13 protein-coding genes are annotated in these 15687 nt (G+C 65.6%); 6 read left to right on the plus strand and 7 right to left on the minus strand.

Annotation, left to right across the window (positions count from 1 at the left end):
* The first annotated feature begins 122 nt into the window (after positions 1-122).
* From BLR71_RS11325 to BLR71_RS11345, 5 genes are all read left to right on the plus strand, one after another.
* Positions 123-1151 (plus strand): GlxA family transcriptional regulator, encoded by a 1029-nt coding sequence (locus BLR71_RS11325; RefSeq protein WP_092526209.1) that lies wholly within the window; start codon positions 123-125, stop codon positions 1149-1151.
* Positions 1142-2320, plus strand: a complete 1179-nt coding sequence (locus BLR71_RS11330) for an MFS transporter (protein ID WP_092526211.1) — start codon at positions 1142-1144, stop codon at positions 2318-2320. Before BLR71_RS11325 ends, BLR71_RS11330 begins: the two co-directional genes overlap by 10 nt.
* A gap of 25 nt (positions 2321-2345) precedes the next feature.
* A complete protein-coding gene (locus BLR71_RS11335) occupies positions 2346-3737 on the plus strand; it encodes a YcjX family GTP-binding protein (RefSeq protein ID WP_092526214.1) in 1392 nt (463 codons plus the stop codon).
* A complete protein-coding gene (locus BLR71_RS11340; protein WP_092526217.1) occupies positions 3734-4786 on the plus strand; it encodes a TIGR01620 family protein in 1053 nt (350 codons plus the stop codon). Before BLR71_RS11335 ends, BLR71_RS11340 begins: the two co-directional genes overlap by 4 nt.
* Positions 4787-4874: 88 nt before the next feature.
* The gene (locus BLR71_RS11345; RefSeq protein ID WP_092526220.1) at positions 4875-5315 is read left to right on the plus strand and encodes a universal stress protein; all 441 of its coding nucleotides are present in this window, start codon (positions 4875-4877) and stop codon (positions 5313-5315) included.
* A gap of 102 nt (positions 5316-5417) precedes the next feature.
* On the opposite strand, the gene BLR71_RS11350 is transcribed toward BLR71_RS11345, so the two are convergent.
* From BLR71_RS11350 to BLR71_RS11380, 7 genes are all read right to left on the minus strand, one after another.
* Positions 5418-6539, minus strand: coding sequence for an ABC transporter ATP-binding protein (locus tag BLR71_RS11350; RefSeq protein ID WP_092526222.1), 1122 nt, complete (start codon positions 6537-6539; stop codon positions 5418-5420).
* Between the two features lie 145 nt (positions 6540-6684).
* On the minus strand, positions 6685-7563 hold the full coding sequence (locus BLR71_RS11355) for a carbohydrate ABC transporter permease (protein WP_092526225.1): 879 nt from the start codon (positions 7561-7563) through the stop codon (positions 6685-6687).
* On the minus strand, positions 7556-8485 hold the full coding sequence (locus BLR71_RS11360) for a carbohydrate ABC transporter permease (RefSeq protein ID WP_092526228.1): 930 nt from the start codon (positions 8483-8485) through the stop codon (positions 7556-7558). The genes BLR71_RS11355 and BLR71_RS11360 overlap by 8 nt, the downstream gene beginning before the upstream one ends.
* A 228-nt stretch (positions 8486-8713) precedes the next feature.
* Positions 8714-9985: an ABC transporter substrate-binding protein gene (locus BLR71_RS11365; RefSeq protein WP_092526231.1), complete on the minus strand. Its 1272-nt coding sequence runs from the start codon at positions 9983-9985 to the stop codon at positions 8714-8716.
* 234 nt (positions 9986-10219) lie between these two features.
* A complete protein-coding gene (locus BLR71_RS11370) occupies positions 10220-11638 on the minus strand; it encodes an ATP-binding protein (RefSeq protein ID WP_092526312.1) in 1419 nt (472 codons plus the stop codon).
* A gap of 140 nt (positions 11639-11778) precedes the next feature.
* Positions 11779-12513, minus strand: coding sequence for a response regulator (locus BLR71_RS11375; protein WP_092526315.1), 735 nt, complete (start codon positions 12511-12513; stop codon positions 11779-11781).
* Positions 12514-12746: 233 nt separating this feature from the next.
* The gene (locus tag BLR71_RS11380; protein WP_092526233.1) at positions 12747-13544 is read right to left on the minus strand and encodes an HAD family hydrolase; all 798 of its coding nucleotides are present in this window, start codon (positions 13542-13544) and stop codon (positions 12747-12749) included.
* Between the two features lie 193 nt (positions 13545-13737).
* Here BLR71_RS11380 and BLR71_RS11385 point away from each other — a divergent pair, with 193 nt between their 5' ends.
* Positions 13738-15678, plus strand: coding sequence for an exoribonuclease II (locus BLR71_RS11385; protein ID WP_092526236.1), 1941 nt, complete (start codon positions 13738-13740; stop codon positions 15676-15678).
* The last annotated feature ends 9 nt before the right edge of the window (positions 15679-15687 follow it).

Genomic DNA, 15687 nt, shown 5'->3' on the forward strand with positions numbered 1-15687 from the left:
TGTTTGGGCAGCAATGTGGGAAGCAATGTGGGAAGCAATGTCCTTATCGGTGGGATATTGGTCGTTGTGGACATCAAGCCTTGCGCCCAGACTCAAAGCATTCCCCACTCTGGAGTGCTTGGATGTCATCCTCTTCGTCACCCACCCCATCGCGCCGCATCACGCTGCTGGCCTACCCAGACTGTCAGGTGCTCGATGTCTGCGGCCCCTGGCAGGTCTTCGCCAGCGCCAACGCCTGTGCCGACAAAGCGCTCTACTCTCTCGAACTGCTCGGCCATCAACCCGGCCCCCTGACCACCAACGGCGGGTTATCGATGGTGGCGGACCTGGACTGGGCGGGCCTGACGGCAAGGGGCGCGCCAGACACTCTGCTGGTGGCCGGCGGCAGTGGGGTCTTCGCGCAGTGCCAGGCGCAGCAGCATACCGACCAGCTGCGCGACATGGCCCCCCAGGTCAGGCGGCTGGGCGCGATCTGCACAGGCGCCTTCCTGCTGGCCAATGCCGGGCTTCTGGACGGACGCCGAGCCACCACCCACTGGCGGCATGCAGAGGCACTGGCGCAGGCCTACCCGCAGGTGCAGGTCGAACCCGATGCCCTCTATGTGCAAGACCGGGGCCGCTATACCAGCGCCGGGGTCACCGCCGGCATCGACCTGGCCCTGTCGCTGGTCGAGGCCGACCAGGGCGGCGAGCTGGCCGGCCGGGTGGCGCGCGAGCTGGTGATGTTCCTGCATCGCCCGGGCGGCCAAGCCCAATTCAGCGAGGCACTGCGCGTCCAGCAGCGGGCCAGCGGGGCGCTGCGCGCACTGCTGGACCGGCTGCATGCCAACCCCGCTGAGCCGCATGACCTGGAGAGCATGGCGGACCAGATGGCGGTGACCCCGCGCCACCTGTCGCGGCTTTTTAGGCACCATCTCGATACCACTCCCGGTGCCTATCTGACGCAACTGCGCCTCGAAGGGGCGCGCCAGCAACTGCTCACGGCCAGCCCCGCGCCGCCGCTGGAGCGCCTTGCCGCCCAATGGCGGCTGGGCAGCGCCGAGCAGTTGCGCCGTCTCTTTCAGCGCCGCTACGGCGTGTCGCCGTCGGTCTATCGTCAGCGCTTTGGCGCTAGCCTCTCCCACCTGGAGGACTCTCTCTCATGCCCTTGAGCGTCTTATTGCTATCGCTATGCCAGGCTCTGCTGATCACCGGCAACAGCCTGCTCATCCCGGTGTCGCCGATCATCGGCGCCAGCCTGGCACCAAGCCCCACTTGGTCAACGGCGCCGGTGGCCACCCAGTGGCTGGGGCTGATGTGCGCGACCGTGCCGGCCTCGCTGATCATGGCGCGCCTCGGCCGGCGGCGCGGTTTCATGCTGGGCCATCTGGTGGGGCTGGTCGGCGTCGCCGTGGCCTGCGAGGCCTTGGTCAACGAGAGCTTCTGGCGCTTCATGCTCGCCACCTGGCTGATCGGCATCGGGATTGGCTTCGGCCAGCTGTATCGCTTTGCCGCCACCGAAGTGGCGCCGCTACAGCACCGTGATCGCGCCATCGGCCTGGTCATGGGCGGCGGCGTGCTGGCCGCCTTCCTCGGCCCCTGGCTTGCCAATACCAGCCGCGCACTGGGGGAAACGCCCTTTCTTGTGAGCTTCCTGGGGCTCGGCGCCCTCTACGTGCTGGCCCTGCTGGTGCTCACCATCGTCCGCCTGCCTCCCCCAGAGAAGACCCATGAGTCCGGCATCCCGCGCCCCTTGATCCAGGTGCTGCGCCAACCGGCCTTCATCGTCGCCGTACTGGCGGCTACGGTCGGCTATGGCGTCATGAACGTCGCCATGACCGCTACCCCACTGGCCATGACCGCCGCCGGCCACGACTTCGCCCACATTGCCACCACCATTCAGTGGCACGTGCTGGCGATGTTCTTGCCGTCTTTCTTTACCGGCCATCTGAGTGCCCGCTTCGGGGCGCGAAGCATGATCGTGCTCGGTTGCCTGCTGCTGGTGGCCAGTGCCATGGTGGCCCAGGTCACCCACAGCATCGCCGGCTTCTATACCGGGCTGGTGCTGCTGGGCCTGGGCTGGAACTTCACCTTCCTGCCCGCCACCGGCCTGCTCACCGAGAGCTACCGCCCAGCCGATAAGGCCCGCACCCAGGCCGCCAACGAATTCCTGGTGTTTTCCACCGTCGCCGCCACCGCCCTGCTGGCCGGCCCGCTGGTCAGCGAGTTCGGCTGGGCCTATCTGAATGCGCTACTGATTCCGCTGTCGCTGCTGCCCATCATGGCATTGATCTGGCAGAGACTTGCCAGCCGGGCGGCGCGCCCGCACATTGGAGGCTGAACTCTACGTTGAACGGAACTCTCCCATGCGCCAGCCCCTGGCTCGCGAATTTCATGATCTTCTCGAGCGCGGCCGCGACCGCCAGCTGCGGCTGGCGGTCACCGGCCTGTCTCGTGCCGGCAAGACCGCCTTTCTGACCTCCTTGGTTCACCAGCTTCGACATGCCGGGCTCGAGGCGCGCCTCGATCTACTGCCCGCCGCCCGTGAGGGTCGCCTGCTGGGCGCCCAGCGGGTCGCCCAGCAGGACCTTGGCGTGCCGCGCTTCCCCTACGACCCGGCCATGGCAGCGCTGGATGCGGACCCGCCGCGCTGGCCCGACCCGACGCGGGGCATCAGCGAGCTGCGCTTGGCGATTCGCTATCGCCCCAAGCGCAGCGGCCTGCTAGCCCGAAGTGCGGCGACCCTGACCCTGGATCTGATCGATTACCCCGGCGAGTGGCTGCTCGACCTGCCGCTTTTGGATCATGACTACCTGAGCTGGAGCGCCTCTCGCCCGGCACACGATGACGGCGAGTACGCTGCTTTGTTCGCCGACTGGCGCGCATCGCTTGCCGATCTCGACCCGGCGGCCACCGCCGATGAGGCGCGCCTTGCAGAAATCGCCGATGCCTATGCATCCGGGCTGCGTGCTGCCCGTGAAGCGGGCTTTGCCGACCTGCAGCCCGGTCGTTTCCTGCTGCCGGGAGAGCTAGACGGCGCCCCGGTGCTGCAGTTTTTCCCGCTGCCCGGCCTAGGCGAAGAGGACCGTGACCGGCTCAAGACGCTGCCGGCAGACAGCGTCTACCAGACCCTGGCCCGGCGCTTCGACTATTATCAGCGCCACGTGGTCAGGCCCTTCTATCAGGAGCATTTCCGGCGCTTCGACCGCCAGATCGTGCTGGTCGACGTGCTCGGCGCCCTGAATGCCGGGCCGGACCGCTTCGCCGATCTGTCCCGCGCCCTGGGCACCCTGATGAAGAGCTTCGACTACGGCCGCCGCAGCCTGCTGTCGCGGCTGTTCACGCCGCGCATCGACCGCCTGGCCATCGCCGCGACCAAGGCCGATCACGTCACCCCGGAGCAGCATTCCCATCTGGTGAGCCTGCTCGAGGCGCTGCTCGCCGAGCCGCTCAAGGATCTGCGCTTCGCCGACGTGCCGGTCAATGCCTTCTCGCTGGCGTCGATCCGCACCACCAGCGCCCATAGCGTCGAACACCAGGGCCGCACCACCCCTGCGCTGCGCGGCACCACCCTAGATAATGAATCGGTGCTGGTGTTTCCCGGCGAGGTGCCGTCCCGACTGCCCGATGCCGATTTCTGGGCCCGCCAGGGCTTTGACTTCCGTGCCTTCCGCCCAGCCCCTCGTGGCCAGGGGGCGCTGCCTCATATCCGCCTCGATGCGACCCTCGACTGGCTGCTCGGAGACAAACTGCAATGACCGACCCTCGCCCCGCCCAGCGCTTCTCGGAAGATCCAGCGGTGGAGCTCGATCCCGGCTACCGGGATCCGCGCCCCGCTCAGGCCTTTCCCGAGGCGCAGGCCAGCCGCCCGCTGGACGACGAATCAACCGCCGAGGCCGACCTGGCCGCAGGCCTCGCCAAACCCAAGCGTCGCCGCTGGGGGCTACTTGGCCTGCTCGGCGGCGGTTTGCTGCTGGGTGGCGTGGAGGCAGCGCACTCCACCTTCATCGCGGCTCTTGACGGTGACTGGCTGGCCGGCGCCTGGAGCCTTCTCTTGCTTGCGGGGCTGGGACTTGCCGGCAAGGCCATCGCCAAGGAACTCTTGCGTCTGCGGCGTCTGCGTCGCCACGGCGCCCTGCGTGAGCGTCTCGAGGAGATCAGCGAGGCCACCCCACAGCAGGCCCAGCGACTCGCCGAAACACTCAGGGAGCGGCTCGACCTTGAAGCGGACCACCCTCACTGGCAGGGCTATCTCGCCGCCAAAGACGATCACCATGGCGGCGCCGAGCAGCGCGTGCTGCTCGCGCACCACCTGCTTGCCCCTCGCGATCGCGAGGCCCGGCGGCTGATCGCACGGATGTCCGGCGATACCGCCGTGCTGGTCGCGGCAAGCCCGCTGGGGCTGCTCGACATGGCGCTGGTGGCTTGGCGCAACCTGGCCATGATCGACCGCCTCGCCCGGCTCTATGGGCTGGAACTTGGCTATGCCAGCCGCCTCAAGCTGTTCCGCCAGGTGCTCTATAACGTCGCCTTTGCCGGCACCAGCGAGCTTGCCAGCGACATCGGCATGGAATGGCTGTCGATGGACCTCGCCGGACGACTCTCGACCCGCGCCGCCCAAGGGCTGGGGGTCGGCCTGATGAGCGCACGCCTGGGGCTCAAGGCGCTGGGGCTATCCCGGCCACTACCCTTCGAGGCCGGCGAGGCGCCTCGGCTCGTGGAGCTACGCCGCGAGCTCTGGCAGCGCCTATCACGGCTCGATGACGCCTCAAATCAGGAGCAGGGCAAACAGCGCGGCGACACCTGAAACCAACTCCGCGGGAATTGATCGAAATCAAGCTAGGTAACGGCGTGTGGGCTAGGATTAAAGGCATACTCATTAAGGAGATGATGCGATGTTCAAATCGGTCATGGTGCCCGTCGACGGCTCCGAACATGCCCACAAGGCCCTGGAAGTCGCCTGTCAGTTGATCAAGGACAGCGACACCACCCTGCATATCCTGCATATCCCCGAAGCGCTGGCCCATGAGACCACGCTGATATGGGGAATCGGTGCTGTGACGCTGGAGACGACCTCGAGCGAACTCGAGAAGTACGGCCGCGAATTGATCGACCGGACCTCCCGAGAAGCCAGCGCGCTGGGGGCCAAGCATATCGATACGACCCTCGCCCAGGGTGAACCCAGCCGCACCATCCTCGAGCAGGCCAAGCGACTCGGTGTCGATGCCATCATCATGGGCAGCCGGGGGCTGGGCGACTTCTCGAGCCTTGTCGTCGGCGGCGTCTCCCATAAGGTCAGCCACTCAGCCAACTGCACCGTCATCACCGTGCACTAACGCGTCAGGCATTACGCTCCGTATCAAAAGCAACGGCCCCCGCCGAATGACGGGGGCCGTTTCGTATCGACGTTGGCGTCTCGCCGGCATGATGAACGGCGACTAGGCCAGCCGGCGTTCACTCTGTGGATCGAAAAGCACCGCGCGGCCCATGTCGACGCGTAGCGCGAGTCGCTCACCGGCCGCCACCGGGCACTTGGGGCCGACCCGCGCCGTCACTTCGCTATCCCCCAGCGGCAGGCGCAGCAGGATATCCGCGCCGGTCGGCTCGACGACGGTGACACGCGTCTCGAGCAAAGTGCCTTCCTGCTGCCCCTCGAGCCGTGCGTCCTGCTCGCTGAAATGCTCCGGGCGCAGCCCCAATACCACCTGCTGGCCGAGATGGCCGGCAAGTTCGCTGGTGACCCGATCCGCCGGCCAGGGCAACACCAGTTCCTGCTCCTCGGGAGTGGTAATGCGTAGCCGATAGTCGCCGACCTGACCTTCGAGCGTCGCCGTGATGAAGTTCATCGACGGAGACCCCATGAAGCCTGCCACGAACATGTCGACGGGGTCGTTATAGACCTCATCCGGCGAGCCCAACTGCAGGATATGGCCATCACGCATCACCGCAATGCTGTCGGCCAGGGTCATGGCCTCGATCTGATCGTGGGTCACATAGACGATGGTGGTGCCAAGGCGCTGATGCAGCTTCTTGATCTCGGTGCGCATCTCGACGCGCAGCTTGGCGTCGAGGTTGGAAAGCGGCTCGTCGAACAGATAGATCTGCGGCTCCCGAGCCAGTGCACGCCCCATCGCCACCCGCTGGCGCTGGCCGCCAGAGAGTTGGGCCGGCTTGCGTTCGAGCAGGTGGGTGATCTGCAACAGGTCGGCGACCCGCTCCACCGCCTCGGCGCGTTCGGCCTTGGGCACCTTGCGCATTTCCAGACCGAAGGCGATGTTCTGGCGCACCGTCATGCTGGGGTAAAGCGCATAGGACTGGAAAACCATGGCGATATCGCGCTCGGCCGGCGTGCGCCAGGTGATGTCATCGCCGCCAATCAGAATCTGGCCGTCGGTGACCGGCTCGAGGCCGGCGATGGCGTTCATCAGCGTCGATTTACCGCAGCCCGACGGCCCGACCAGGATCAGGAACTCGCCGGAATCGATGGCCAGGCTGACGTCCTTGAGGACCCGGGTACTACCGAAGTCCTTGCGGACCTCACGAATTTCCAAAGCTGACATGGTGATTACCTCGTTATTGTTCGCATCGTGATGGCACGGCCATGGCGACCGGGCGTCGCCATTTTTCGGGAGCCTTCAGCTTGTTTCCTTGAAGAGCCTTCAGCCTTTTCCTTGAGGAGCCTTCAGCTTTTTCTTTGAAAAGCCATCAGCCCTTGACCGAGCCTGCGGTCAGACCCCGCACGAAATACTTGCCGGCCAGCACATAGACCACCAGGGTCGGCAGCGCGGCGATCATTGCCGCGGCCATATTGACGTTGTATTCCTTCACCCCGGTGGAGGTGTTGACCAGGTTGTTCAGCGCCACCGTGACCGGCTGGGTGTCGTGGGCAGAGAAGGCCACGCCGAACAGGAAATCGTTCCAGATCTGGGTGAACTGCCAGATCACCGAGACTACGATGATCGGCGCCGACACCGGCAGCAGGATGCGCCAGAAGATGCGAAAGAAGCCGGCACCGTCGAGCTTGGCCGCCGAGACCAGCTCGCTTGGCACCGCGACGTAGAAGTTGCGGAAAAACAGCGTGGTGAAGGCGATGCCAAACACCACGTGCACCAGCACCAGCCCCGCCCGCGAGCTCGACAGCCCAAGCCAACCCAGCGTCTGCGCCATGGGCAGCAGCACCACCTGGAAGGGAATGAAGCAGCCAAACAGCATCAGTGCGAAGACCAGCTCCGAGCCGCGAAAGCGCCACTTGGTCAGGGCATAGCCATTCAGGGCGCCCACCACGGTAGAGATGGCGACGGCCGGGATCACGATGGCAAAGGAGTTCCAGAAGTAACCGCCCACCCCTTCGCAGCGCATGCCGGTGCAGGCCTCGCCCCAGGCGTTGACCCAGGGCGCCAGGGTCGGGTGTTCGGGTAGCGCCAGCAGCGTGCCGGCGCCGATCTCGTCGAGCGGCTTGATCGAGGTCAGCAGCATGATCAAAAGCGGCAACAGGTAAAACAGCGCCATGACGATCAGCACGGCGTAGAGCGCCGCCCGGGCCAGCCGCGCGCCCGGGGTGCGTCGGCGAATCACGTTATCCATGACGGCGGCTCCGCAGTTCGGAATACAGGTAGGGAATCAGGATCGCCAGCACCCCGCCCAGCATCAGCATGGCACTGGCCGAGCCCAGCCCGATCTGGGCACGGGTGAAGGCATGGGTATACATGAAGGTAGCGGGCAGGTCCGAGGCATAGCCGGGACCACCGCCGGTCAGCGCCACCACCAGATCGAAGCTCTTGATGGCGATGTGCGAGAGGATCATCACCGCGCTGAACACCACCGGCCGCAGGCAGGGCATCACCACCCGGGCATAGATACGCGGCAGGCTGGCGCCGTCGAGCTGGGCGGCCTTGATGATGCTGTCGTCGATGCCGCGCAGCCCGGCCAGAAACAGCGCCATGACGAAGCCCGAGGCCTGCCAGACGGCCGCAATCACCAGGGTGTAGACCGCCATGTCCGGGTTCACCAGCCAGTCGAAGGTGAAGCCTTCGAAGCCCCAGCCGCGCACCATGGCCTGCAGGCCCAGGCTCGGATTGAGTAGCCACTTCCAGACCACGCCGGTGACAATGAACGACAGCGCCATGGGATAGAGATAGATGGTGCGCAGGCTGCCCTCCTGGCGGATGCGCTGATCGAGCAGGATCGCAAGGCCAGCGCCCAGCACCAGACAGATGCCGACGAACAAGCCGCCGAAGACCACCAGATTGGTGGCGGCGACCCACCAGCGGTCGTTGGCCATCAGCTGTGCGTACTGAGCGAAGCCGACGAAGTCGTAGCTCGGCAGCATCCGCGAGTTGGTCAGCGACAGTACGAAGGTCCAGATCATGAAGCCGTAGACGAAGAACAGCGACACGGCGACCGACGGCGCCAGCACCAGGCGTGGAATCCAGTCGGTCAGGGCGCCAAGCGCCGAGCGCTTGACGGGCGCGCGTGCGGCGCGCGCCGGGGAGAGAGAAGTCGACATGAGTACGTCCTCGAGGCCAGGGCCTCGTCAACCGAAAGACGGGAGAGGCCCGCCCGGCGCCAGGCACCGGGCGGGCGGCGACGAGCCTAGGCTTTGCCTGAAAAGTCGACGAGCGAAGGCCAGACAAGGCAAAAATTGGCGAAAGAGCGGAGTTTACGGGGTGTAAATGAGCATCTTGAGCCGATTTTTAACGTCGTATGGGCGAGCGCAGTACTTTTCAGACATTGCCTAGAGCAGCGAGCTGCCAGCGTTCGCCAACCGCTCGGCGGCGGCCTCGGGACTCATGTCCGGGTCGTTGAAGAAGTTGGTGACCACATCGAAGATGGCGCCCTGTACCGAGGCACGCACCGCCATACCGTGTGCCATGCTGGGCACCAGGCCACCGTTCTCGGAGGTTGCCTTGAAGTCGGCCATGGAGCGCTGGGCGCAGCTATCGAAGGCGCTCATGTCCAGGTCGGAACGGGCCGGGATCGAGCCCTTGGCCAGGTTGAAGGCCTCCTGGAAGGTCGGTTCCAGCACCAGCCGTGCCAGGTCATCCTGGGCCGCCTGTGCCTCTTCATCTCTGGCCTTGAACATCGCCAGACTGTCGATGTTGAAGGTGAAGGCCGACTCGGTGCCCGGCGCCGGCACGCAGATATAATCCTCGCCCGGGGTCAGGCCGGCAGCGGTGAACTCGCCCTTGGCCCAGTCGCCCATCAGTTGCATGGCGGCCTGGCCGCCGATCACCATCGAGGTGGCGATGTTCCAGTCGCGCCCCGACATGCCGTCATCCATCAGCGTACGCATGCGTTTGAAGGTGGTCAGGGCGTCGATCATGGTCTCGCTGTTGAGAGCCTCGGGGTCGAGCTCGACCAGCGCACGGCGATAGAAGTCGGGGCCGGCCTCGGCAAGGACCACCGTCTCGAACACCGTGGCGTCCTGCCAGGGCTGCCCACCGTGGGCCAGCGGGATGACGCCCACCTCGCGCAGGTCGTCGGCGATCTCGAACATGTCATCGATGCTCGTCGGCACCTCGACGCCGGCCTTGTTGAGCGCCTGGGGGTTGGCCCAAAGCCAGTTGACCCGGTGCACGTTGACCGGCACCGCCACATAGTGACCGTCGTGGCGCATGATATTGGCGACCACCTCGGGCAACAGGCTGTCCCAGTCTTCGGCCTGGGCCACGTCATCCAGATTACCGAGCAGACCAAGCTCGCCCCACTCCTGAATCTCGGGGCCCTTGATCTGTGCTGCCGACGGTGGGTTGCCGGACATGGCACGGGACTTGAGCACCGTCATGGCGGTTTCACCACCGCCGCCGGCCACCGCAAAGTCCTTCCAGGTGTGGCCTTCGGCCTCCATCAATTCTTTCAACACGTTGGCCGCCCGGGCCTCGCCGCCGGACGTCCACCAGTGCAGCACCTCGACCTCGCCGGCCTGTACCGGGGCCGATGCCACGGCGCCGGTGACGGCAAAACCGAGCAGGGTCTTCTTGAGCGGGAATCTCAGCAGTGAGCGCATGGGGCGTGTCTCCATCGATTGTTATTGGTTGTCGTGAGCCGATTCACTCGCGGCTGATGACACGCTACCCCATTCGCGGCCAGGTGAGGGGTTACCTAGTGCTGGATAGTGTTGCGGGTTTATTACATGACTGAAACATATAACCCACTGATTAAACTAATGTTTATAGGCAAAAAGTCGATAAGACCAAGGTCGCTACCACGCCTTTGTGAGTATCGCTGGTCCCGCTTGGGGTCATATCACGTCTGCGTCATGTGTTGAGTCAACATCGGCACAACGGGGTAGTTCGAGGATCACCACCAGGCCGCCGTCTGGATGATTATCAAGCCCCATTTCCCCGCCGTGGGCCCGCAAGATGTGCCGGGCGATCCCAAGCCCCAGCCCGCTACCACCGGTATGGCGGCTGCGCGAGGGCTCCAGGCGCACGAAGGGTGCAAAGACCCGCTCGCGCTGCCCGGCGGGAATGCCGGGGCCGTGATCGCGCAAAGTGATCCGTAGCTTCGTCGAGCTGTCTTCGAGGTGCACCTCGGCGCGCTTGCCATAGAAGACGGCGTTCTCCAGCAGGTTGGCCAGGCAGCGTTTGAGCGCCAGTGGCTTGGCACCAAGCGGCAAGGCGTGGCCGGTGACCGTCACCTCGCCGCCCTGCAGGGCCATCTCCTCGGCGAGGCCCTTGAGCAGGCCTCGCACATCGACCGGCTCGACGGCTTCGTGCAGGTCGAGCCCCCTGACCGACGCCAGTGCGCCCTTGACCAGCAGGTCCAGCTCGTCGAGGGCGGCGCAGAAGCGCTCGCGCTGATGGTCGTCATCGAGCATCTCGGCGCGCAGGCGCATCCGCGTCAGGGGGGTCTTCAAGTCATGGGAGATCGCCGTGAATAGCCGCTCTCGTTCCTCGACCTGGTGCTGGATGCGCTGCTGCATGCGGTTGAAGGCCACCGCCGTGGCCGCCACCTCGCGGGGGCCGGTCTCACGTAGCGGTGGGCTGTCCAGATCGTCGCCGAGCCGCCGCGCCGCCCTCGACAATCGCGCCAGTGGCCGAGTCGCGCTGCGGATACCGAGCAGCGACAGCCCAATCACGGCAAGCAGCACGATCAGCGCCGCGAACAGCCGTTCGCCGGACAACCAGCCCTCATCGAAGAGCTCCGGCACTGGCAATAAGGTCGCCACATAGAGCCAGCCCTGGGCATCCAGGGGGAGCTGCACGACCAGAATCGGCGCCTCGATGGGGTCCATCAGCAGGCTGTGACGCCCCCAGCGGGGCGGCAGGTCGTGCAGCAGCACTTCGTTATTGAACAGGCGCAGGGTATCGGGCGAAGAGAACTCGACGCGGGCGTTGTCGACGCCAAGCTCGGAGGCCAGGATCGCGCGGAAATTGTCGGTCACCACCGTCTGGGCGGGGCCCCGGCCGATGTCCTGAATGGGAATGCGGTGATCGTTGACGCTGACGAAGAAGCGCGTGCCGCCCATGTCGCGCAGCTGATCGAGAACGATATGGCGATAATCCACCGGCAGCGAGCGGAAGAAGCGCACCGTGGAGGCGACACTGTAGGCGACGTTACGGGAGAGTTCATCGACCTGCTCGAGCCGGCTGTCCCGGGCCTGATGGGTCCATATCGCGTAGCTCGCGAGCTGCGCGCCCAGCACCCCGACCAGCATGATCAACACGAAGCGCCCGCGCAGGCTGCCCGGCAGGCCCCGGGCCAGGATATGCCTCAGCCGTCGTCCGAGGTACCCATGGGGTTGCTTCGCGCTATGGGCTGCGCTGGCATCGGCGTCAGAGGCGCTGGGATCGGCGCTCACGCCAGCGCATCCACGCGTGTCGCCAGCACATAGCCGGCGCCGCGCACGGTGCGAATCAGCTGGGAGTGCTGGGCGTCTTCGCCCAAACGCTGACGCAGACGGCAGACATGTACGTCTATCGAGCGATCCAGCGGTGGGGCCGGCCGCCCTCGGCTCAAGTCATAGAGGGCATCCCGGGACAGCACCTCTTCCGGATGCTCGAGGAAGACCTGCAGCAGCTGAAAATCCGCGCCGGACAGGGCGCTGCGCTCGCCGCCTGCGTCGATCAGCTCGCGGGTGACCCGGTCGAGTCGCCATTCGCCGAAGGCCACCAGCCGCGCCTGAGCGGGGTCCTTCTCGGCGGTCGCCTCGGGCAACCGGCGCGTGCGGCGCAGCACCGCCTTGATGCGCGCCAGCAGTTCACGGGGATTGAAAGGCTTGCCAAGGTAGTCGTCGGCGCCGAGTTCGAGCCCCAGAATGCGATCGGTCTCATCGGCGCTGGCGGTGAGCATGATGATCGGCACTTCGCTGTCGCGACGCACCCGGCGGCAGATGGTGAAACCATCGTCACCGGGCAGCATGAGATCGACGATCAACAGGTCCGGCATGGCAACGGCAAGCAGTGCCTCCAGCGCTTCGGCATCGGCGGCCACCTGGGTGCGAAAGCCATGGCGACCGAGATAATCGGCCAGCAGCTCGCGGATTTCCGGGTCGTCGTCGACCACGATCAGGGAGGCAGGCGAGTGGGTCATGACAGCAGGTATCGCAGCAGAAGCATGGCAGTCCCAGTCCATGGCGCCGACCGAAAGGCCGCAGCGGGCCCAACCGGCCATGAAGAAAATCAAGGCAGTAACGGTGATCATGGTGGATGCCATGCCGAGCCGGCAAGATGCTTGCGACCAAGGTGGTAGACGCTGTCTTCGCCGAGACCGCTCAGGCTCGGATCACTGGCCCGGCGGAGCTCGGCGATGGACGACCGAGCGCGTCAGCCCAGCAGTCGCTCACGCAGCACGCTGGCGACGGCGGCATCATCATGATGGCCGATACGGGTGGCCTGGGGCACCCGTCCGGGGAGCTCGGGATGAGCATTGGCCATCACGAACGCCTGACCGGCCAGATCCAGCATCTCGGTATCATTGAGGTTGTCACCGAAGGCCAGGCAGGCGTCGGCGGGCAGCGAGAGTCGCTCCAGCAGTCGCGCCACGGCGGTGCCCTTGTTGACGCCACCGGCCATGATCTCGAGTGAATTGGGCAGGGAGTAAGTCAGGTGCAGAGCAGCACCGTAACGGGCTTCCACGGCCTCCTCGATGGTTGCCAGCGCCGCCGGCTCGCCGATGAACAGCACCTTGCCGACGCCACGGCCATCGAGCTCGCCAGGCTCGGCCACCCGGTAGCCAAAACCGGTATGGGCATGCAGGGCCAGAAGCTCCGGCGCCGGCGCATCGATCAGCCAGTCGTCATCGCGATAGAGGTTCAGGCGCATGCCCGCCGGGCGTTCAAGCGCGATCAGTTCCCGCGCCATCTCCTCAGGCACATGCTGGGTCGATAGCACCGCATCATCCGGGCCATGCAGATAGGCGCCGTTGGTGCTGATGATGTGGGCCTCCACGCCGAGCCGCTCGCGCAGGGGCAGAATGTCCCGATAGTGTCGGCCGGAGGCGATGGCCAGGTGATGACCGCGCGCCGCGAGGGCCTGAAAGGTCTCGATGGTACGCGGGTCCAGATCGTGGTCAGCGTTGAGCAAAGTGCGGTCGAGGTCGGTGACGATCAACTGTGGCGACATGGGGACTCCTTGGCAGCGTAGTCGCTAGCATACCCAAGGGAGTCGATGGCTGTCTGCGCCGGTCTTACCCCGGTCGCCTCCCCTAACGTCTTGATTGGCCGTGCACAGCGTGATGCAGCGCTCCGCCCCGATTGGCGCGGGCTAGCGGAATCCGTATAGTGGCCCCACTCTTCCCGCCATGCAAAAGTGTCCGATGCTTCAGAACAACTCGATGCTTGCTCAGCTCAAGCAGCAGATCCGCGATACCACGCCCCGGGTCGAGGGCGTGATCAAGGCCACCGACAAGGGCTTTGGCTTCCTCGAAACCGACGACGGCGACTCCTACTTCGTGCCGCCCCCCGCCATGAAGCAGGTACTTCACGGCGACCGGGTGAAGGCCATCCTCAAGGAGGAAGGCGAAAAGACCTCGGTCGAGCCGGATACCCTGCTGGAGATCGGCCTGCAGCGTTTCGTGGCCCGGGTCCAGAAGCGTGAAGGTCGCCTGGCCGTGGTGCCAGACCACCCGTCGGTCAAGAACGTGCTCAAGGCGCGTCTCAAGCGCAGCCTCGAAGAAGACAGCATTGAAGATGGCGACTGGGTGGTGGCTCGCCTGGTGCGCCACCCGCTGAAAGAAGGCGACCGCGGCTTCTTCTCGCAGATCGATGAGCTGGTCGCCAAGAGCGACAACCCGGCCGTGCCTTGGCGCGTGACTCTGGCCCGTCATGCCCTCGAGCAAGCCTCGCCGGAAGCCGGCGACGACTGGCCGATGGCCGATGAAGGCCTCACGCGTGAAGATCTGACCGCCGAGCCCTTCTTCACCATCGACGGTGAGAAGACCCGCGACATGGATGACGCCCTGCGCGTCGAGACGCTGGACAACGGCGGCTGGCGCCTGACGGTGGCGATCGCCGATCCCACCGCCTATGTCGACGAGAGCCACGCCGCCGACCAGGAAGCGCGCACCCGCGCCTTCACCGTCTACCTGCCGGGACAGAACGTCACCATGCTGCCGGAAGTCCTGGCCGACGATCTGTGTTCCCTGTGGGAAGGCAAGGAGCGGCCGGTACTGGCCTGCGCGCTGGACATCGACGCCGAGGGCAACCTGGGCGACTATCGCTTCTTTGCCGCAAACATGACCTCGAAGTCGCGCCTGATCTATGACCATGTGTCCGACTGGATCGAGGGCAAGGGCGACTGGGCGCCGGATGACGCGATCGCACCGCAGCTTAAAGCCCTGCGCGATCTGACCGAAGCACGCAGCGCCTGGCGCGCCGCCCATGCCCTGGTCTTCAAGGATCGTCCCGACTACGTCTTCGATCTGGACGCCGCCGGCAATGTGCTGGACATTCGCACCGAGGATCGCCGCATCGCCAACCGCATGATCGAGGAATCGATGATTGCGGCCAACGCCTGCTGCGCCGATCTGCTGGCCGACAAGGTCGGTCATGGCATTTTCAACGTGCACCGGGCCTTCGAGCCGGAGAAAGCCGACGCGGCCCACGAGTTCCTCGCCGCCCAGGATATCCAGGTCGAACGCGAGGCCCTGCTGGAACTACCGCGCTATCGCGAGCTCAAGCGTGAACTCGAGGCCCGCGACGATGCCTGGCTCGATGTGCGCCTGCGCCGTTTCCAGGGCTTCACCAGCATGTCCGCCCTGCCCGGCCCGCACTTCGGCCTGGGCCTTGCCGCCTACGCCACCTGGACATCGCCGATCCGCAAGTATGGCGATATGGTCAATCACCGCCTGATCAAGCGCGTGCTCAAGGGTGAGAGCGCTCCGGCCGAGGCCAGCCAGGCGCTGACCGAGCAGCTCACCGAGCGTCGCCGCCTGAACCGCATGGCCGAGCGCGACGTCAAGGATTGGCTCTACGTGCGCTACCTGGCCGAGTCGGCCAAGGAGCAGCAGGAGTTCGACGCCGAGATTATCGCCATCAATCGCGGCGGCATGCGGGTGCGCCTGGTCGATAACGGTGCCACCGCCTTCATTCCGGCGCCGCTGATGCACAGCGAGCGTGACAAGGTGGTGATCGACGATAAGGAAGGTCGCATCCAGATCGAAGGCGAAGAGCGCTTCAAGCTGGGCGACATGACCCGCGTGGCGCTCACGGAGGCCCGTGAAGAGACCCGCTCGCTGGTGGCTCGTCCCGCCGTCTGATCCGGCACC

This window comes from Onishia taeanensis, assembly GCF_900100755.1.
Classification (GTDB): Bacteria; Pseudomonadota; Gammaproteobacteria; order Pseudomonadales; family Halomonadaceae; genus Onishia; species Onishia taeanensis.

Coding starts and splice junctions, on each gene's coding strand:
- BLR71_RS11325 (WP_092526209.1), top strand. CDS start 123: ATGTCATCCTCTTCGTCACCCACCCCATCGCGCCGCATCACGCTGCTG.
- BLR71_RS11330 (WP_092526211.1), top strand. CDS start 1,142: ATGCCCTTGAGCGTCTTATTGCTATCGCTATGCCAGGCTCTGCTGATC.
- BLR71_RS11335 (WP_092526214.1), top strand. CDS start 2,346: ATGCGCCAGCCCCTGGCTCGCGAATTTCATGATCTTCTCGAGCGCGGC.
- BLR71_RS11340 (WP_092526217.1), top strand. CDS start 3,734: ATGACCGACCCTCGCCCCGCCCAGCGCTTCTCGGAAGATCCAGCGGTG.
- BLR71_RS11345 (WP_092526220.1), top strand. CDS start 4,875: ATGTTCAAATCGGTCATGGTGCCCGTCGACGGCTCCGAACATGCCCAC.
- BLR71_RS11350 (WP_092526222.1), bottom strand. CDS start 6,539: ATGTCAGCTTTGGAAATTCGTGAGGTCCGCAAGGACTTCGGTAGTACC.
- BLR71_RS11355 (WP_092526225.1), bottom strand. CDS start 7,563: ATGGATAACGTGATTCGCCGACGCACCCCGGGCGCGCGGCTGGCCCGG.
- BLR71_RS11360 (WP_092526228.1), bottom strand. CDS start 8,485: ATGTCGACTTCTCTCTCCCCGGCGCGCGCCGCACGCGCGCCCGTCAAG.
- BLR71_RS11365 (WP_092526231.1), bottom strand. CDS start 9,985: ATGCGCTCACTGCTGAGATTCCCGCTCAAGAAGACCCTGCTCGGTTTT.
- BLR71_RS11370 (WP_092526312.1), bottom strand. CDS start 11,638: ATGCTGGTCGGGGTGCTGGGCGCGCAGCTCGCGAGCTACGCGATATGG.
- BLR71_RS11375 (WP_092526315.1), bottom strand. CDS start 12,513: ATGACCCACTCGCCTGCCTCCCTGATCGTGGTCGACGACGACCCGGAA.
- BLR71_RS11380 (WP_092526233.1), bottom strand. CDS start 13,544: ATGTCGCCACAGTTGATCGTCACCGACCTCGACCGCACTTTGCTCAAC.
- BLR71_RS11385 (WP_092526236.1), top strand. CDS start 13,738: ATGCTTCAGAACAACTCGATGCTTGCTCAGCTCAAGCAGCAGATCCGC.